The following is a 15,119-nucleotide window of genomic DNA, read 5'->3' as shown; positions in this document are numbered from 1 at the left end:
CGTCGTGCTCACACACCGGGGTGGGGGACGACCTCGCGGAGCAGGTGCAGGAAGGCGTCCTCGCCGACCACCGGGGTGCCGAGCTCGCGGGCCTTGCGGGCCTTGCCGCTCCAGCTGCCCGCCTCGTTGGTGACCAGCAGGCTGGTCAGGCGGCTGACCGAGGAGGCGATGTGCAGGCCGGCCTCGATGGCGCGGTCCTCCAGCAGCTCGCGGTCGGTGGCGGTGTCGCCGGTGATGGCCACCCGCATGCCCTGCACCAGCGGGCTGCCGTCCACCCAGCGGCCCGGGTTCGGGTACGGGCAGGCGGGGCGCTTGCGGCTCGGGCGGTAGGAGGAGGAGAACCCGGACCGAGGCGGCGAGGAGGCGTCCTCGCCCAGATCGGTGACGGCTACACAGTTGGTCAGCGGCAGCGGCACCCCGGCCTGGCGGGCCAGTTGCAGGCTGGGGCGGAACGCCTCGGCCAGCACCCGGGCGTCGTCCAGCGCGTTGTGCGCCTGGCGCTGCTGGACGCCGAAGTACTCGGCCAGGCTGGCCAGTTTGCCGTTGGGCAGCGGCAGGCCGAGGTCGCGGGACAGCACCATGGTGCAGAGCCGCTGCTCGACGGGGGCGCGCAGCCCGGCGCGCGAGTACTCGCGGGAGATCATGTTCCAGTCGAAGAGCGCGTTGTGGGCCACCATCACCCGCCCGGCCAGCCGCTCGCCCAGCTCGGCGGCGATCTCCGGGAAGGTCGGCGCCCCGGCCAGCTCCCGGCTGGTCAGGCCGTGGATCCAGGTCGGGCCCGGATCCCGCTCGGGGTTGACCAGGGTGTACCAGTGGTCGGTGACCTCGCCGAACGCGTCCAGTTGGTAGACACCGGCCGAGATGACCCGGTCGGTGCGGCCGAGCCCGGTGGTCTCGACGTCGACCACGGCGAAGCCCTGACCGTGCTCGGTGCTGCGCTGCGCCGGGAACGGCGCGGCCCAGGTGGGTTCGCCGCTCGGGGACTGGATCGCGTACATGGTGGACCAGCTTAAGGGCGCGCACCCACACCCAAGGTCATTCGGCGGATTCCGGACCGCCGGGGAGCGCCGAAAGTGGCGTACGCGACACCCCGGAATATCGTGGGAGCGGTGGTGGTCCTACCAGGGCGACCCCGCACCATGCACCAGGCAGAAGGAAGATCCCTCATGCGCGCCACCGTGATCCACGGCCCGAACGACATCCGGATCGAGGAGGTCCCCGACCCGAGGATCGAGCGGCCGACCGACGCGGTGGTCCGGGTGCTGAACGCCTGCATCTGCGGCAGCGACCTGTGGGCGTACCGGGGAGTGGCGGCCCGTCAGCCGGGGCAGCGGATCGGGCACGAGTTCCTCGGCGTCGTCGAGGAGGTCGGTCGTGAGGTCGCCGGGGTGAAGACGGGTGACCTGGTGGTGGCGCCGTTCGTCTGGTCGGACGGCGTCTGTGACTTCTGCCGCGAGGGCCTGCAGACCTCCTGCCCGCACGGCGGCTTCTGGGGCGAGGTCGGCTCGGACGGCGGGCAGGGCGAGGCGGTCCGGGTGCCGTTCGCCGACGGCACGCTGGTGAAGCTGCCTCAGGAGGCGGTCGGCGACGAGAAGCTGATGGCCTCGCTGCTGGCGCTCTCCGACGTGATGAGCACCGGCCACCACGCGGCCGTCTCGGCCGGGGTGCGCCCCGGGGCCACGGTGGCCGTGGTCGGCGACGGCGCGGTCGGCCTGTGCGGCGTGCTGGCCGCGCACCGGCTCGGCGCCGGGCGGATCATCGCACTCGGCCGGCACCAGGCCCGTACCGACATCGCCCGGGCGTTCGGCGCCACCGACGTGGTGGCCGAGCGCGGCGAGGCGGCGATCGAGGCGGTCCGCGAGCTGACGGGCGGTCAGGGCGCGCACGCCGTGCTGGAGGCGGTCGGCACCGAGGAGTCGATGCGCACCGCGATCTCGATCACCCGGGACGGCGGCGGGGTCGGCTACGTCGGCGTCCCGCACGGCGGCAGCGCGGGCGTGGACATCGGCCAGATGTTCAACCGCAACGTCTCGGTCGGCGGCGGCGTCGCCCCCGCCCGCGCGTACATCCCCGAGCTGCTCGCCGACGTGCTGGCCGGGACGATCAATCCGGGTCTGGTCTTCGACCGCACGGTCGACCTGGACGGGGTGCCGGACGGCTACCGGGCGATGGACGACCGCTCGGCGCTGAAGGTCCGGATCACCTTCTGACGGTTCCTCAGGATGGCGGCACCGCACGGCGGTGCCGCCATTTGACCTTTTCCGGTCAAAATCGGGTACGAGGTCTGTCGCTGATCGTTCGTAAGCCCTAACATGCAGCCGATCCCGCGACTGTGACGCCCCTCACGTCCCATTCGTTTCCCTCAGTGCCGCCCGAACACACAGGAGACGCCGCATGGATAGCCCACCCACCGCCGAGAGCGCCCCGACCCATGTCCAACTGATCGAGGAGAGCGCCGAGTTCATCGCTCTGCGGAAGACCTTCCGGGGGTTCGTCTTCCCGGTGACCGCAGGCTTCCTGCTCTGGTACCTGCTGTACGTGCTGCTCTCCAGCTACGCGCCCGCCTTCATGGGGATCAAGCTGTTCGGGCACATCAACATGGCGCTGCTGCTCGGACTGCTGCAGTTCGCCAGCACCTTCGCGATCGCCGCCTGGTACGCGCGCTTCGCCGACCGCCGCCTCGACCCGCCCGCCACCCTGATCCGCGAGCGGGCCACCGTCATCAACCCCCGGGAGTCGGGCGAATGAGCACACTGGCCACCGCTGCGACCGAACACCGCGGCCTCACCATGACGCTGTTCGGCGTCTTCGTGCTCGCCACCCTGGGCATCACCATCTGGGCCGGGCGGCAGACCAAGGACGCCGCCGACTTCTACGCCGGCGGGCGCGGCTTCACCGGTTTCCAGAACGGCCTGGCGATCTCCGGCGACTACATGTCGGCGGCCTCCTTCCTCGGCATCGCCGGGGCGATCGCGCTGTTCGGCTACGACGGCTTCCTGTACTCGATCGGCTTCCTGGTCGSCTGGCTGGTCGCGCTGCTGCTGGTGGCCGAGCCGCTGCGCAACTCCGGCCGCTACACGATGGCCGACGTGCTGGCCTTCCGGATGCGCCAGCGCCCGGTGCGTACCGCCGCCGGCATCTCCACCATCGTGGTGTCGATCTTCTACCTGCTGGCCCAGATGGTCGGCGCGGGCTCGCTGGTCGCGCTGCTGCTCGGGGTGAGCGGCGACAGCGCCAAGCGCTGGACCATCGTCGCGGTCGGCGCGCTGATGGTGATCTACGTGGCGATCGGCGGCATGAAGGGCACCACGTGGGTGCAGATCGTCAAGGCGGTGCTGCTGATCGCGGGCACCGCGCTGATGACCGTGCTGGTGCTGGCCAAGTACGACTTCAACGTCTCCGCCCTGCTCGGCGCCGCCGCCGACGCCTCCGCCAAGGGCTCGGCCTTTCTGGAGCCAGGACTCAAGTACGGCGCCACCGGCACCAGCAAGCTGGACTTCCTCAGCCTGGGCCTGGCCCTGGTGCTCGGCACCGCGGGCCTGCCGCACATCCTGGTCCGCTTCTACACCGTGCCCACCGCCAAGGCGGCCCGGAAGTCGGTGCTGTGGGCGATCGGCATCATCGGCGGCTTCTACCTGATGACCCTGGCGCTCGGCTTCGGTGCCGCCGCGCTGGTCGGCCCGAAGGTCATCAAGGCCTCCAACGCGGCGGGCAACACCGCCGCCCCACTGCTGGCCGAGCACCTCGGCGGCGGTGCGGGCACCACCGGCGGCGCGATCCTGCTGGCGGTCATCTCGGCCGTCGCGTTCGCCACCATCCTGGCCGTGGTCGCCGGGCTGACGCTGGCCTCCTCGGCCTCGTTCGCCCATGACCTGTACGCCAACGTGATCCGGCGCGGCAAGGCCAGCGAGAAGGAGGAGGTCCGCTCGGCCAAGCTGGCCGCGATCGGGATCGGCGCGGTCGCCATCGTGCTCAGCCTGTTCGCCGACAAGCTCAACACCGCCGCGCTGGTCGCGCTGGCCTTCGCGGTGGCCGCCTCGGCCAACCTGCCGACGCTGCTGTACTCGCTGTTCTGGAAGCGCTTCAACACCGCCGGTGCGGTCAGCTCGGTCTACGCCGGCCTGATCAGCTCGGTCACCCTGGTGTTCTTCTCCACCGTGGTCTCCGGCACCGAGAAGTCGCTGTTCCCGCACAGCGACTTCCACTGGTTCCCGCTGGAGAACCCCGGCCTGGTCTCCATCCCGGTCGGCTTCCTGGCCGGCTGGATCGGCACCGTGCTGGCCAAGGAGAAGGCCGATCCGGTCAAGGCGGCCGAGCTCGAGGTCCGCTCGCTGACCGGCCTCGGCGCGCACTGACGTCCCACCGGACGGATATCACTCCGACCCCGAGGGGCTACGGAGTTAAGCTGGCCCGGCCTACCGCGTTCGGTGGCCGGGCCAGCTGCGTTCCATGGGAAGGGGGCCGACACCGTGCTTCTCGACACCTTCGGCCGACAGGCCGTCGATCTCCGGGTCTCCCTGACCGACCGGTGCAACCTGCGCTGTACCTACTGCATGCCTGAGGAAGGTCTCCAGTGGCTCGGGAAGAGCGACCTGCTCACCGACGAGGAGATCGTCCGGCTGGTCTCGATCGCGGTCACCGACCTGGGGGTCACCGAGGTCCGGTTCACCGGCGGTGAGCCGCTGCTGCGGCCCGGTCTGGTGTCGATCGTGGCCGCCTGCGCCGAGCTGACGCCGCGCCCCGAGCTCTCGCTGACCAGCAACGGCATCGGCCTGGCCAAGACCGCCGCCGCGCTGAAGGCGGCCGGCCTGGACCGGGTGAACGTCTCGATGGACACCCTGGACCCGGAGGTCTTCTTCACCCTGACCCGGCGCCGCCGCCACCAGGACGTACTGGACGGTCTGGCCGCCGCCGAGGCCGCCGGGCTGACCCCGGTGAAGCTGAACGCGGTGCTGATGCGCGGGGTCAACGACCACGAGGCGGCCGACCTGCTGGAGTGGTGCCTGGCGCACGGCTACCAGCTGCGGTTCATCGAGCAGATGCCGCTGGACGCCCAACACGGCTGGGACCGCTCGCAGATGGTCACCGCCGAGGAGATCCTGGACCGGCTGCACAGCCGCTTCACGCTCACCCCCGAGCCGTCCGCGGTCCGGGGTGCGGCGCCGGCCGAGCGCTGGCTGGTGGACGGCGGCCCGGCGAGCGTGGGCGTGATCGCCTCGGTCACCAGGCCGTTCTGCCGGGCCTGCGACCGGACCAGGCTGACCGCCGACGGCCAGGTCCGCAACTGCCTGTTCGCGACCGGCGAGACCGACCTGCGGACCGCCCTGCGCGAGGGCGGCAGCGACGCCGAGATCGGTGCGCTCTGGCGGGCTGCGATGTGGGGCAAGAAGGCGGGCGCGGGGATCGACAACCCGGAGTTCCTGCAGCCCGAGCGGCCGATGTCGGCGATCGGCGGCTGACAGCCAGTCAGCCCTGGCCCCTCTAACCCAGGAACTGGTCGAAGGCGACGGTCTCCTTGAGGAAGCCCCGCACGCCCAGGAACTGGGACAGGTGCTCGCGGTGGTCCTCGCAGGCCAGCCAGGTCTTCCGGCGGTCCGGGGTGTGCAGCTTCGGGTTGTTCCACACCAGCACCCACTCGGCGGGCTTGCGGCACCCCTTGCCCGAGCAGACCGGCGGGCCCTCGGGGCCGGTCGGGCCGCCGAAGAGACTGAGCGGGGGCGTGTCCATGGTGTGCCGTCCTGGTGCCGTGGGCGGGAGTGTTCACCGCCAGTCTCGCACCCGCCCGAAGTCCCCCACCCGGAGCGGGGCATGACGACGCCGGGCAGCCACGGGGGGAGCCGCCCGGCGTCGGTCTGTCGCTCCGACGGGGGATGCGGAGCGCGTACGCAGTATGTCACGCCGAACCGCCGCTGTGCCTAGCTCTGCCAAGATTAATCTGAGGTTGTTCTGAGCTTTCTGTCGGTCAAATCGCTTGATACGGCGGCAAATCGGGCGGTGTGATCAGGCCTCGCTCCGGTCGCCGCCACCGCCGGTGCCGCCAGGGCCGAGCATCAGGGGGGTGTCGGCGGGCACCGCGAAGGTGCTCGGCAGGCCCGGCGCCCGCTCCCGCCCGGCGTTGGCGATCAGCACCGCGAAGTAGGGGAGCAGCACCCCGCCCGCGAGCGCGACGAAGGCGAGGTGGCGCTCCACATCCCAGAGCACCACCGCGAGCAGCACGCAGAGGGTGCGCACCAGCATCGAGATCACGTAGCGCCGCTGGCGCCCCCGGACATCCTCGGAGAGACTGCTCCGCGCCCCGGTGATCCGGAAGACCTCGCCCCGCTTGCCCATGCGTCTACCACCCTCGTCAGCACCCGGTACGGCTTCATCACCGTACGCCTGGTTCACACGACCGGAGGAGGGTGGGGGCACGAAACGGCCCGCCCGAGGTGCGGACGGGCCGGGTGGGGCAAAAACTGTGATCCAGAAGGGCGGCACCGTCGACGGTCGGCGGGCCGCGCTCTCGGGAGCTGACATGTGGTCGATCATCTCGGCGCTGATCGAGGGACTGATTCTGGGCGGCATCGCCCGGCTGGTGATTCCCGGTAAGCAGGACATCCCGATCTGGCTGACCATGGTGCTCGGCATGGCCGGGGCACTGCTGGGCAATGTGGTCGCCCACCTGTTCGGCGTCGCCGACACCCGGGGGTTCGACTGGTGGCGGCACGCCTTCCAGCTCGGCGCCGCCGTGCTGCTGATCGTGGTGATCTCCCCGGTCTGGGGCTCACGCAAGCGCGTCTAGGTCGCTGTCGCCAAGAACTCCGCCGGCACCCGGTCGGTCAGCCACACACCGTTGGCGCTGACCCGGAACTCGTGCCCCGCCGCCGCCATCGCGGCCGCGTCGACCGCCAGCAGCACCGGACGGCCGTGTCGGGAACCCACCCGCACGGCCGTCTCGGTGTCCGCGGACAGGTGCACGTCCTGACGGCTCATCGGCCGCAGGCCCTCGCGCTGGATCGCGTCCAGGTTCCGTCCGGTGGTGCCGTGGTAGAGCACCGGGGGCGGCTCGGTGGCGGCCAGACCGAGGTCGACCGCCACCGAGTGGCCCTGGCTGGCCCGGATCCGCGAGCCGTCCTCCGAGTACGCGAAGCGGCGCTTGTTGTTGGTCTCCACCACGTGGTCCAGCTCGGCCCGGCTGACCCGGGTGCCGCGCTTCGCCAGTGCGGCGAGCAGGGTGTCGACCGCGACCCAGCCGGCTTCGTCCAGCGTGATGCCGACCGAGGCCGGGTCGTGCCGGAGCACCCGGGAGAGCGTCTTGGAGACCCGTACGGTCCGCTTCGCGTCCAGGGTCATGACGCCTGGCTGACCGAGCTCATGTTGAAGTCGGCCACCCGGACCGGCGGCATCGCGGTGCGGGTGAACCAGTCGCCCCACTCGCGGGGCAGGCAGGCTTCGGTCTTCCCGACCTCGGTGATCCGGTTCAGCAGGTCCACCGGGGACTCGTTGAAGCGGAAGTTGTTCACCTGGCCGACCACCTCGCCGTTCTCGACCAGGTAGACGCCGTCCCGGGTCAGGCCGGTGAGCAGCAGGGTCGCCGGGTCCACCTCGCGGATGTACCAGAGGCAGGTGAGCAGCAGGCCGCGCTCGGTGCGGGCGATCATCTCATCCAGGGTGGGCGCGCCCTCCTGGTCGTCGACGGCCAGCACCAGGTTGTCGATCGGCGGGGTGAGCGGCAGGCCGGTCAGGCCGCTGGAGTGACGGGTGGTCAGCAGGTTGGTCAGCTCACCGTCCTTGATCCAGTCGGTGGCGGTCAGCGGCAGGCCGTTGTCGAAGGCCGAGCTGTCCTCGCCGGAGGCGTGGGTCAGCACGAACGGCGCGGCCTCCAGGCCCGGGTGGGCCGGGTCGGAGCGCAGGGTGAGCGGCAGCGGGCTGAGCCGCTCGCCGATCCGGGTGCTGCCGTTCGGCTTGGAGAAGACCGTGCGTCCCTCGGTGGCGTCCCGGCCGCCGGAGGACCAGCTCAGATAGACCATCAGGTCGGCGACCGCGGTGGGCGGCAGCAGCGTCTCGTACCGGCCGGCCGGGAGGTCGATCTTCTTCCGGCCCCAGCCGAGCCGCTTGGTGACCTCGGCGTGCAGCTCGCGCACGTCCACGTCGGTGAAGTCCCGGGTGGCGGCGCCGGCCCAGGCGGAGCCGGACAGGTCCTCGGTCTTGGCGTTCAGCTCGACCGTGCCGGTCGGCTGGTCGTGCCGCAGTCGCAGGCCGGTGGAGGTGCCCAGGTAGCTGCTGGTCAGCTCGTGCCGGGCGAAGCCGTACAGCAGCTGGCCGTCCTGCCGGGCCCGGGCGAAGGCCTCGCCGAGGGCCGGGGCGAACTTCGTGAAGACCTCGACCGAGGTCTCGGCGGGCGGCGCGGTGAAGTCAGGCGAGGACTCGCGGCCGAGCACCAGCGGCTGGGCGTCCTCGGCCGGGCCCGCGTCGCGGGCGGCGGCCTCGGCGGCCCGGACCAGGCTCTCCACCTCGTCCAGCGTGACGGCGTCGCGGGCGACCACGCCGGAGGCGGTGCCCTCGGCGCCGTCCACGGTGGCGATCACGGTGAGGCGGCGGCCCCGGGTGACGCCGTTGGTGGTCAGCGCGTTGCCGGCCCAGCGCAGGTTGGCGGTGGACTCCTCGTCGGCGATGACCACGCAGCCGTCGGCCTGGGAGAGTTCGAGCGCGCGCTCGACCAGCTCGTGCGGGTGGATGTAGGGCATCAGTGACCCGCCTCCTGCTGCGTGTTGAGCACGTTGACCTCGCGGAACAGCGCGGACGGGCAGCCGTGGCTGACCGCCGCGACCTGGCCCGGCTGGGCCTTGCCGCAGTTGAAGGCACCGCCGAGCACGTAGGTCTCGGGGCCGCCGACGGCGCTCATCGAGCCCCAGAAGTCGGTGGTGGTGGCCTGGTAGGCGAAGTCCTTGACCTGACCGGCCAGTTGGCCGTTCTTGATGGCGTAGGCGCGCTGGCCGGTGAACTGGAAGTTGTAGCGCTGCATGTCGATCGACCAGGAGCGGTCGCCGACGATGTACAGGCCGTTCTCCACCTGGGCGAACAGGCCCTCGGTGCTCGGCCCGTCGGCGGCCGGCTGGAGCGAGACGTTGGCCATCCGCTGCACCGGGACGTGCCCGGGGGAGTCCGCGTAGGCGCAGCCGTTGGAGCGGCCCAGGTCCTTCAACCTGGCCATCGCCCGGTCGAGTTGGTAGCCGACCAGGACCCCGTCCTTGACCAGGTCCCAGCTCTGGGTGGCCACCCCCTCGTCGTCGTAGCCGATGGTGGAGAGGCCGTGCTCGGCGGTGCGGTCGCCGGTGACGTGCATCAGCTCGGAGCCGTACTTCAGCGAGCCGAGCTTGTCGAAGGTGGCGAAGGAGGTGCCCGCGTAGGCGGCCTCGTAGCCGAGCGCGCGGTCCAGCTCGGTGGCGTGGCCGATCGACTCGTGGATGGTCAGCCACAGGTTGGACGGGTCGATCACCAGGTCGTAGCGGCCCGCCTCGACGCTCGGGGCCTTCATCTTCTCGGCCAGCAGGCCGGGCAGCTCGGCGAGTTCGGCGTTCCAGTCCCAGCCGGTGCCGAGCAGGTACTCCCAGCCACGCCCGACCGGCGGGGCCAGCGTGCGCATCGAGTCGAAGGCGCCGGTCCGCTCGTCCACCGAGGTGGCGTCCAGGGTCGGGTGCAGCCGGACGCGCTGCTGGGTGGTGACGGTGCCCGCGGTGTCCGCGTAGAACTTGTTCTCCTGCACCGTCAGCACCGAGGCCGAGACGTGCGAGACGCCGTCGGCGGCCAGCAGCCGGTGGCTCCACTCGGCCAGCAGCGCGGTCTTCTCCGCGTCCGGCACCTCGAACGGGTTGATCTCGTACGCGGAGACCCAGGTGGCGTCGGCGTGCACCGGCTCCGCGGCCAGCTCGACCAGGTCGGTGCCGCCGGCCGCCCGGCTGATCCCGCCGGACAGCCGGGCCACCGCGACGGCCTGCTCGGCGACCCGGACGGCCGCCTCCGGGGTCAGGTCGACCCCGGCCGCGAACCCCCAGGCGCCGTCCAGCAGCACCCGGACCGCGAAGCCCAGCTGGACGCTGTCGGAGGAGCCTGCCGGGCGGGCGTCCCGCAGCCGCCAGGCGGCGCTGCGGACCCGCTCCAGCCGGAAGTCGGCATGGGCGGCGCCCAACTGTGTCGCCCGGCCCAGGGCGGCGTCGGCGAGGGTGCGCAGCGGGTACGCGAGGAACAGAGGATCGACGGCACGGCCTTGGGTACGGCCTGTGCTGGGCGTCGGGGGCATCGGGCTCCCTGGGTCGGGGGACGAACGGCGGCGGGCGCCCCGGGCAGGGGCACCCGCATCGCATCATGTCCTGCCGGACGGGAGTTGGGCCAGCAGATTTACGGCGCGTCAGGGCATAGACCCTCCGGCAATTGGGGGGTGGGTGAAGGAGCGGCGGTGGGGTGCGTGGCTCGGCGGTGCCGAGGAGGGAGTAGCAGCGGAGCTGCGGCGACTGACGAGAAGCCGGCGAGGTGCGTGCCCCGGCGTCGCGCCGCCGCCCCCCAATTGCCGGAGGGTCTTACCCGAAGGCGATCGAGTGGTTCACGTTCTCCAGCACCGTCCGGTTGGCGGCAGCCGGGCCCTGGCCGTTCTCCTTCTTGTTGTTCAGCACGAACCGGACCGTCAGGTGCAGCACCCGGCCGTCCCTCACCAGGTACTGCTCGGTCGCCTCGTTGAGCGGGTCGTGCTTCAGGCACGGATATTCGTCCTCGGCCCGGGTGTTGTAGCGGTACTGGATCTCGGAGGCGTCGAGGTCGCCGTGCAGCACCGACTGCGGCTGGTGGACCACCTCGACGTGGAAGTAGTCAGGCACCTTCACCTTGTCGCCGCAGAGCGTGCCCTGACCCTGCTTCAGCACCTCCAGGCGGTCCCGCGCGTACTCCTCGGCGGTCCTGCTCGCCTTGCCCTCGTCCTTGACCTGGATCTGGGTCCGGCTGTCGGGGCTGGACCAGTTCGCCTCCTTGGCCCCGTAGCTCGCGCTGAAGCCCTCCGGGACCGCGATGCCCAGGCCGAGCGGTTCGTAGCTGTGCGCGCGGTAGCCGCCCGGCACGCTGACCGGCGCGGGCGGCCCGTCCAGCAGCAGCCAGGCGGTAGCGCCCGCCGCCGCCAGGACGGCCAGGGCGGCGCCGACCGGCAGCAGCTTCTTCCGGTTCTTCACCGCGGCCACCCTGAGCCGCACGGTCGGGGCGGGCCCGACGACCGTGGTCGGGGTCGGCACCGCCGACGGGAGGGTGAGCAGCCGCTCCGCCGCGGCGGCGGTCGGCCGCCGGTCCGGGTCGCGGGCCAGCAGGGCGGTCAGCGCGGTGGTCAGCGCACCGGCCCGCCGGGGCTCGGGCAGCGGGTCCTGGACGATCGCCACCAGGGTGCCCTGGCTGGACTGCCGGCGGTACGGGTGCACGCCCTCCACGGCCTCGTACAGCACCAGGCCGAGCGCCCACAGGTCGGCGGGCGGGCCGGGCCGCAGGCCGGCGGCGCGTTCGGGGGAGAGGTAGGGGACCGAGCCGACCACCAGGCCGGTCCGGGTGAGGGCGACGGCGTCCTCGACCTGTGCGATGCCGAAGTCGGTGAGCACGAACTCGCCGGCCGGAGTGCGCATGATGTTGGCCGGTTTGACGTCCCGGTGCACCACCCCGGCGGCGTGCACCACGGCCAGGGCGGCGGCGATCTGACGGCCCATCGACGCGGCCTCGGCCACGCTCATGGTGCCGGAGTCCAGCCGGCTCTCCAGGCTCTCGCCGTCGATCAGCTCCATCACCAGCCACGGCAGGCCGTCGACCGTCTCGATGTCGTGCACCCGGACGATGCCCGGATGCCGCAGCCCGGCGGCGGCCTGGGCCTCCCGCTCCATCCGCCGGCAGAGCTCGGCGCGGTGCAGGTCGTCGACGCCCTCCGGCAGGGTGGGCTCCTTGACCGCGACCTGACGGCGCATCCGCTCGTCGGTCGCCCGCCAGACGGTGCCCATGCCGCCCCGGCCCAGCCGCTCGTGCAGGCGGTAGCGGCCGGCCACCAAGGTGCCCGGCCCGCTGCCGCCCGACGGTCCCCCGTACTCGTTCATGGCGGACATCTTGGCCCGACCCGTCCCCGGGCCGCTCCGCCGGGGGCGGGTCTACACAGTTCCGTTACCGGTGGCGCCGTTCAGGCCGACCGGCCTCAGGCCACCGACTCCCACCAGCCGTCCAGCTCCGGCGGGTTGTCCACGTCCACCCGCTGACCCGGCCGGGGCACCGCGATCGGCACCGCCTGCTGCTTGGCCTCCGCGAGCAGCCGCTCGATCGGCTCGGCCCACGGGTGCAGGCCCAGGTCGAAGGTGCACCAGTGCACCGGCACCAGCAGCTCGGCCCGCAGCTCCAGATGCGCCCGGACGGCGTCCTCCGGAGTCATGTGGATGTCGGCCCAGGCCTGGTCGTACGCGCCGATCTGGACCAGCGCGGCGTCGAACGGGCCGTGCTGCTCGCCGATCTTCCGGTAGCCCTCGAAGTAGCCCGAGTCGCCGGTGTAGTAGACCTTGCGGCTCGGCCCGGCGATCACCCAGGAGCCCCAGAGCGTGGTGTTGCGGGTGGTGCCCCGGCCGGAGAAGTGGTGCGCCGAGGTCAGCGTCAGCGTCAGGTCGCCGAGCGTGCAGGTCTCGTCCCAGTCCAGCTCGATGATCCGGTGCTCCGGCACGCCCCAGCGGCGCAGGTGGCCGCCGATGCCCAGCGGCACCGCGAACGGGGCGGACTGAGCCGCCGTCAGCCGCTGGACGGTGGCCATGTCCAGGTGGTCGTAGTGGTCGTGCGAGATCAGCACCGCGTCCACCGGCGGCAGCTCCTCCAGCTCGACCGGCACCGGGTGCAGCCGCTTCGGGCCGATGTGCCCGGACGGTGAGCAGCGGTCGCTCCAGATCGGGTCGAGCAGCACCCGGCTGCCCTCCACCTCGACCAGCGCGGAGGCGTGGCCGAACCAGGTGATCTCCACCCCCTCGGCGGCCGGGCGGTGCGCACCGCCCTCGAACTGGGCCAGCGGCACCGGACCGCTCGGCTTGCCGTGCCGCTCGAACAGCATCCGGCGGAGGGTGTCGCGGTTGACCGGCGTCTCCGGGGTGGGCCTGGCCAGCTCGGACGGGGCGTTGTGGAAGACTCCGTCCCGGAACTGCGGGGAGTTGCGCACCCGGGGGTCGGCCGCGTCCGGCCGACGGCCGAAAGAGGCGGGTACTTCACGGAACGCCCATGCGGCGGCGCCGGCCGCTGCGGTCAGGGCGGCCAGTGCCAGCAGGGTCTTGCGGCTGCCGGGTCGTCGCTCGCTCATCCGTCTCTTCTTCGCTCTCGGTCCGTGGAGGCCGGTACCTGGCCCACGTGGCCAACGGCTTCGGCGCGGCGGGTGTTCCCGTCCGGCGTGGGCGGTTCGTCCGGACTTCGGTGGGTGCACGCATTGTCGGGATGCGACAGTTCGGGCCGGACGTACCTGTGGGAGCCGGATTCGTCGCTGGCCGGAAACGACCGATAGCGTCACAGTGCGTACGCGCGCACCGCGTACCCAAGCGGCCCGACCCGCACCCTACGTGCCGGTCTGCGGCCGCAGGTCTACTACGGAGAGAGGTGTGTCCGTGAGCCGCTCGGTTCTCGTCACCGGAGGTAACCGGGGCATCGGCCTCGCGATCGCCCTGGCCTTCGCCGAGGCGGGCGACAAGGTCGCCATCACCAGCCGCTCCGGCGAGCTGCCCGAGGAGCTGGCCAAGCACCAGGCCATCGCCGTCCGCTGCGACATCAACGACGCCGCGCAGGTGGACGCCGCCTTCACCGAGATCGAGGCCGCCAACGGCCCGGTCGAGGTCCTGGTCGCGAACGCGGGGATCACCAAGGACACCCTGCTGCTCCGCATGACGGAGGAGGACTTCACCTCCGTCCTGGACACCAACCTCACCGGCACCTTCCGGGTGGTCAAGCGGGCCTCGGCCAAGATGATGCGGGCCCGGAAGGGCCGCGTCGTGCTGATCTCCTCGGTGGTCGGCCTGCTCGGCTCGCCCGGCCAGGCCAACTACGCCGCCTCCAAGTCCGGCCTGATCGGCTTCGCCCGCTCGCTGGCCCGGGAGCTCGGACCCCGCAACATCACCGTCAACGTGGTCTCCCCCGGCTTCGTGGACACCGACATGACCGCGGTGCTCAGCGAGGAGCGCCGCAAGGAGATCGTCTCGGGCGTGCCGCTCGGCCGTTACGCCGCGCCCGCCGAGGTCGCGTCCGCGGTGCGCTTCCTCTCCTCCGACGAGGCCGCATACATCACCGGAGCCGTCATTCCCGTCGACGGCGGATTGGGCATGGGTCACTGAACATGAGTGGAATTCTCGAGGGCAAGCGCATCCTGATCACGGGTGTGCTGATGGAGTCCTCCATCGCCTTCCACACCGCGAAGCTGGCCCAGGAGCAGGGCGCGGAGATCATCCTCACCGCCTTCCCGCGGCCGAGCCTGACCGCTCGGATCGCCAAGAAGCTGCCGAAGCCGGTGCAGACCCTGGAGCTGGACGTCTCCAGCGAGGAGCAGCTGGCCGGCATCGCCGACCAGGTCCGCGAGCACCTGCCGACCCTGGACGGCATCGTCCACTCGATCGGCTTCGCCCCGCAGGACGCGCTCGGCGGCAACTTCCTGAACACCCCGTGGGAGTCGGTGGCGACCGCGATGCAGGTCTCGGCCTTCTCGCTGAAGTCGCTCACCACGGCGCTGCTCCCGCTGATGCAGGACGGCGGCTCGGTGGTCGGCCTGACCTTCGACGCGCAGTACGCCTGGCCGCAGTACGACTGGATGGGCCCGGCCAAGGCCGCCCTGGAGTCGACCAACCGGTACCTGGCGCGCTACCTCGGTGAGCGGAACATCCGCTGCAACCTGATCTCGGCCGGCCCGATCGGTTCGATGGCCGCCAAGTCCATCCCGGGCTTCCCCGACCTGGCCGCCACCTGGGAGGACCGTTCGCCGCTGAAGTGGGACCTCACGGACCCGGAGCCGACCGGTCGCGGCGTGGTCGCGCTGCTGTCGGACTGGTTCCCGAAGACCACCGGCGAGATCATCCACGTCGACGGCGGGCTGCACGCGATCGGTGCCTGACGCTTCGTCG

The 15,119-nt window shown here is 71.7% G+C and carries 15 protein-coding genes; 7 read left to right on the top strand and 8 right to left on the bottom strand.

What is annotated here, in order from left to right:
- Positions 1-8: 8 nt before the first annotated feature.
- Complete coding sequence (locus ASC99_RS35765; protein ID WP_057240116.1) at positions 9-998, bottom strand: DEDDh family exonuclease; 990 nt, start codon at positions 996-998, stop codon at positions 9-11.
- A 168-nt stretch (positions 999-1,166) separates the two neighbouring features.
- Between ASC99_RS35765 and ASC99_RS35760 the strand changes: the two genes are divergently transcribed.
- From ASC99_RS35760 to moaA, 4 genes are all read left to right on the top strand, one after another.
- The gene (locus tag ASC99_RS35760) at positions 1,167-2,210 is read left to right on the top strand and encodes a zinc-dependent alcohol dehydrogenase family protein (protein WP_057240114.1); all 1,044 of its coding nucleotides are present in this window, start codon (positions 1,167-1,169) and stop codon (positions 2,208-2,210) included.
- Between the two features lie 184 nt (positions 2,211-2,394).
- A complete protein-coding gene (locus ASC99_RS35755; RefSeq protein WP_057240112.1) occupies positions 2,395-2,748 on the top strand; it encodes a DUF485 domain-containing protein in 354 nt (117 codons plus the stop codon).
- The gene (locus ASC99_RS35750; RefSeq protein WP_057240110.1) at positions 2,745-4,355 is read left to right on the top strand and encodes a cation acetate symporter; all 1,611 of its coding nucleotides are present in this window, start codon (positions 2,745-2,747) and stop codon (positions 4,353-4,355) included. Before ASC99_RS35755 ends, ASC99_RS35750 begins: the two co-directional genes overlap by 4 nt.
- A 114-nt stretch (positions 4,356-4,469) precedes the next feature.
- Positions 4,470-5,459 (top strand): GTP 3',8-cyclase MoaA, encoded by a 990-nt coding sequence (gene moaA, locus ASC99_RS35745; RefSeq protein WP_057240108.1) that lies wholly within the window; start codon positions 4,470-4,472, stop codon positions 5,457-5,459.
- A 22-nt stretch (positions 5,460-5,481) separates the two neighbouring features.
- Here the strand turns inward: moaA and ASC99_RS35740 are convergent, their stop codons facing one another.
- Both ASC99_RS35740 and ASC99_RS35735 read right to left on the bottom strand, forming a co-directional pair.
- Entirely contained in the window at positions 5,482-5,727 is a 246-nt protein-coding gene (locus tag ASC99_RS35740) for a hypothetical protein (RefSeq protein WP_057240106.1), read from the bottom strand.
- A 273-nt stretch (positions 5,728-6,000) separates the two neighbouring features.
- Positions 6,001-6,330, bottom strand: a complete 330-nt coding sequence (locus ASC99_RS35735; protein ID WP_057240105.1) for a DUF3099 domain-containing protein — start codon at positions 6,328-6,330, stop codon at positions 6,001-6,003.
- Positions 6,331-6,457: 127 nt separating this feature from the next.
- On the opposite strand from ASC99_RS35735, the gene ASC99_RS35730 reads away from it, so the two are divergent.
- Positions 6,458-6,781 (top strand): GlsB/YeaQ/YmgE family stress response membrane protein, encoded by a 324-nt coding sequence (locus tag ASC99_RS35730; protein ID WP_369824325.1) that lies wholly within the window; start codon positions 6,458-6,460, stop codon positions 6,779-6,781.
- Here the strand turns inward: ASC99_RS35730 and ASC99_RS35725 are convergent.
- The 5 genes from ASC99_RS35725 to ASC99_RS35705 all read right to left on the bottom strand — a co-directional run bounded on the left by ASC99_RS35725 (position 6,778) and on the right by ASC99_RS35705 (position 13,321).
- A complete protein-coding gene (locus tag ASC99_RS35725; RefSeq protein WP_057240388.1) occupies positions 6,778-7,326 on the bottom strand; it encodes an RNA 2'-phosphotransferase in 549 nt (182 codons plus the stop codon). The two genes, ASC99_RS35730 and ASC99_RS35725, sit on opposite strands and share 4 nt — an antisense overlap.
- 2 nt (positions 7,327-7,328) lie before the next feature.
- On the bottom strand, positions 7,329-8,726 hold the full coding sequence (locus ASC99_RS35720; RefSeq protein ID WP_057240103.1) for a metallopeptidase TldD-related protein: 1,398 nt from the start codon (positions 8,724-8,726) through the stop codon (positions 7,329-7,331).
- Positions 8,726-10,279: a TldD/PmbA family protein gene (locus tag ASC99_RS35715; RefSeq protein ID WP_057240101.1), complete on the bottom strand. Its 1,554-nt coding sequence runs from the start codon at positions 10,277-10,279 to the stop codon at positions 8,726-8,728. Before ASC99_RS35715 ends, ASC99_RS35720 begins: the two co-directional genes overlap by 1 nt.
- Before the next feature lie 277 nt (positions 10,280-10,556).
- A complete protein-coding gene (locus ASC99_RS35710) occupies positions 10,557-12,092 on the bottom strand; it encodes a serine/threonine-protein kinase (RefSeq protein ID WP_057240099.1) in 1,536 nt (511 codons plus the stop codon).
- A 95-nt stretch (positions 12,093-12,187) separates the two neighbouring features.
- Positions 12,188-13,321, bottom strand: a complete 1,134-nt coding sequence (locus ASC99_RS35705) for an MBL fold metallo-hydrolase (protein WP_057240097.1) — start codon at positions 13,319-13,321, stop codon at positions 12,188-12,190.
- A gap of 298 nt (positions 13,322-13,619) precedes the next feature.
- Between ASC99_RS35705 and fabG the strand changes: the two genes are divergently transcribed.
- Together fabG and fabI are read left to right on the top strand one after the other, a co-directional pair.
- Positions 13,620-14,339, top strand: a complete 720-nt coding sequence (gene fabG, locus ASC99_RS35700; protein WP_057240386.1) for a 3-oxoacyl-[acyl-carrier-protein] reductase — start codon at positions 13,620-13,622, stop codon at positions 14,337-14,339.
- Positions 14,340-14,341: 2 nt separating this feature from the next.
- On the top strand, positions 14,342-15,109 hold the full coding sequence (gene fabI, locus ASC99_RS35695; RefSeq protein WP_057240095.1) for an enoyl-ACP reductase FabI: 768 nt from the start codon (positions 14,342-14,344) through the stop codon (positions 15,107-15,109).
- Positions 15,110-15,119: the final 10 nt, after the last annotated feature.

Origin of the sequence: Kitasatospora sp. Root107, assembly GCF_001424875.1 — a bacterium.
In the GTDB taxonomy this organism is placed as follows: domain Bacteria; phylum Actinomycetota; class Actinomycetes; order Streptomycetales; family Streptomycetaceae; genus Kitasatospora.
The sequence above is the reverse complement of the archived record's forward strand: the minus strand, read 5'-3'. Positions and strand labels throughout refer to the sequence as shown.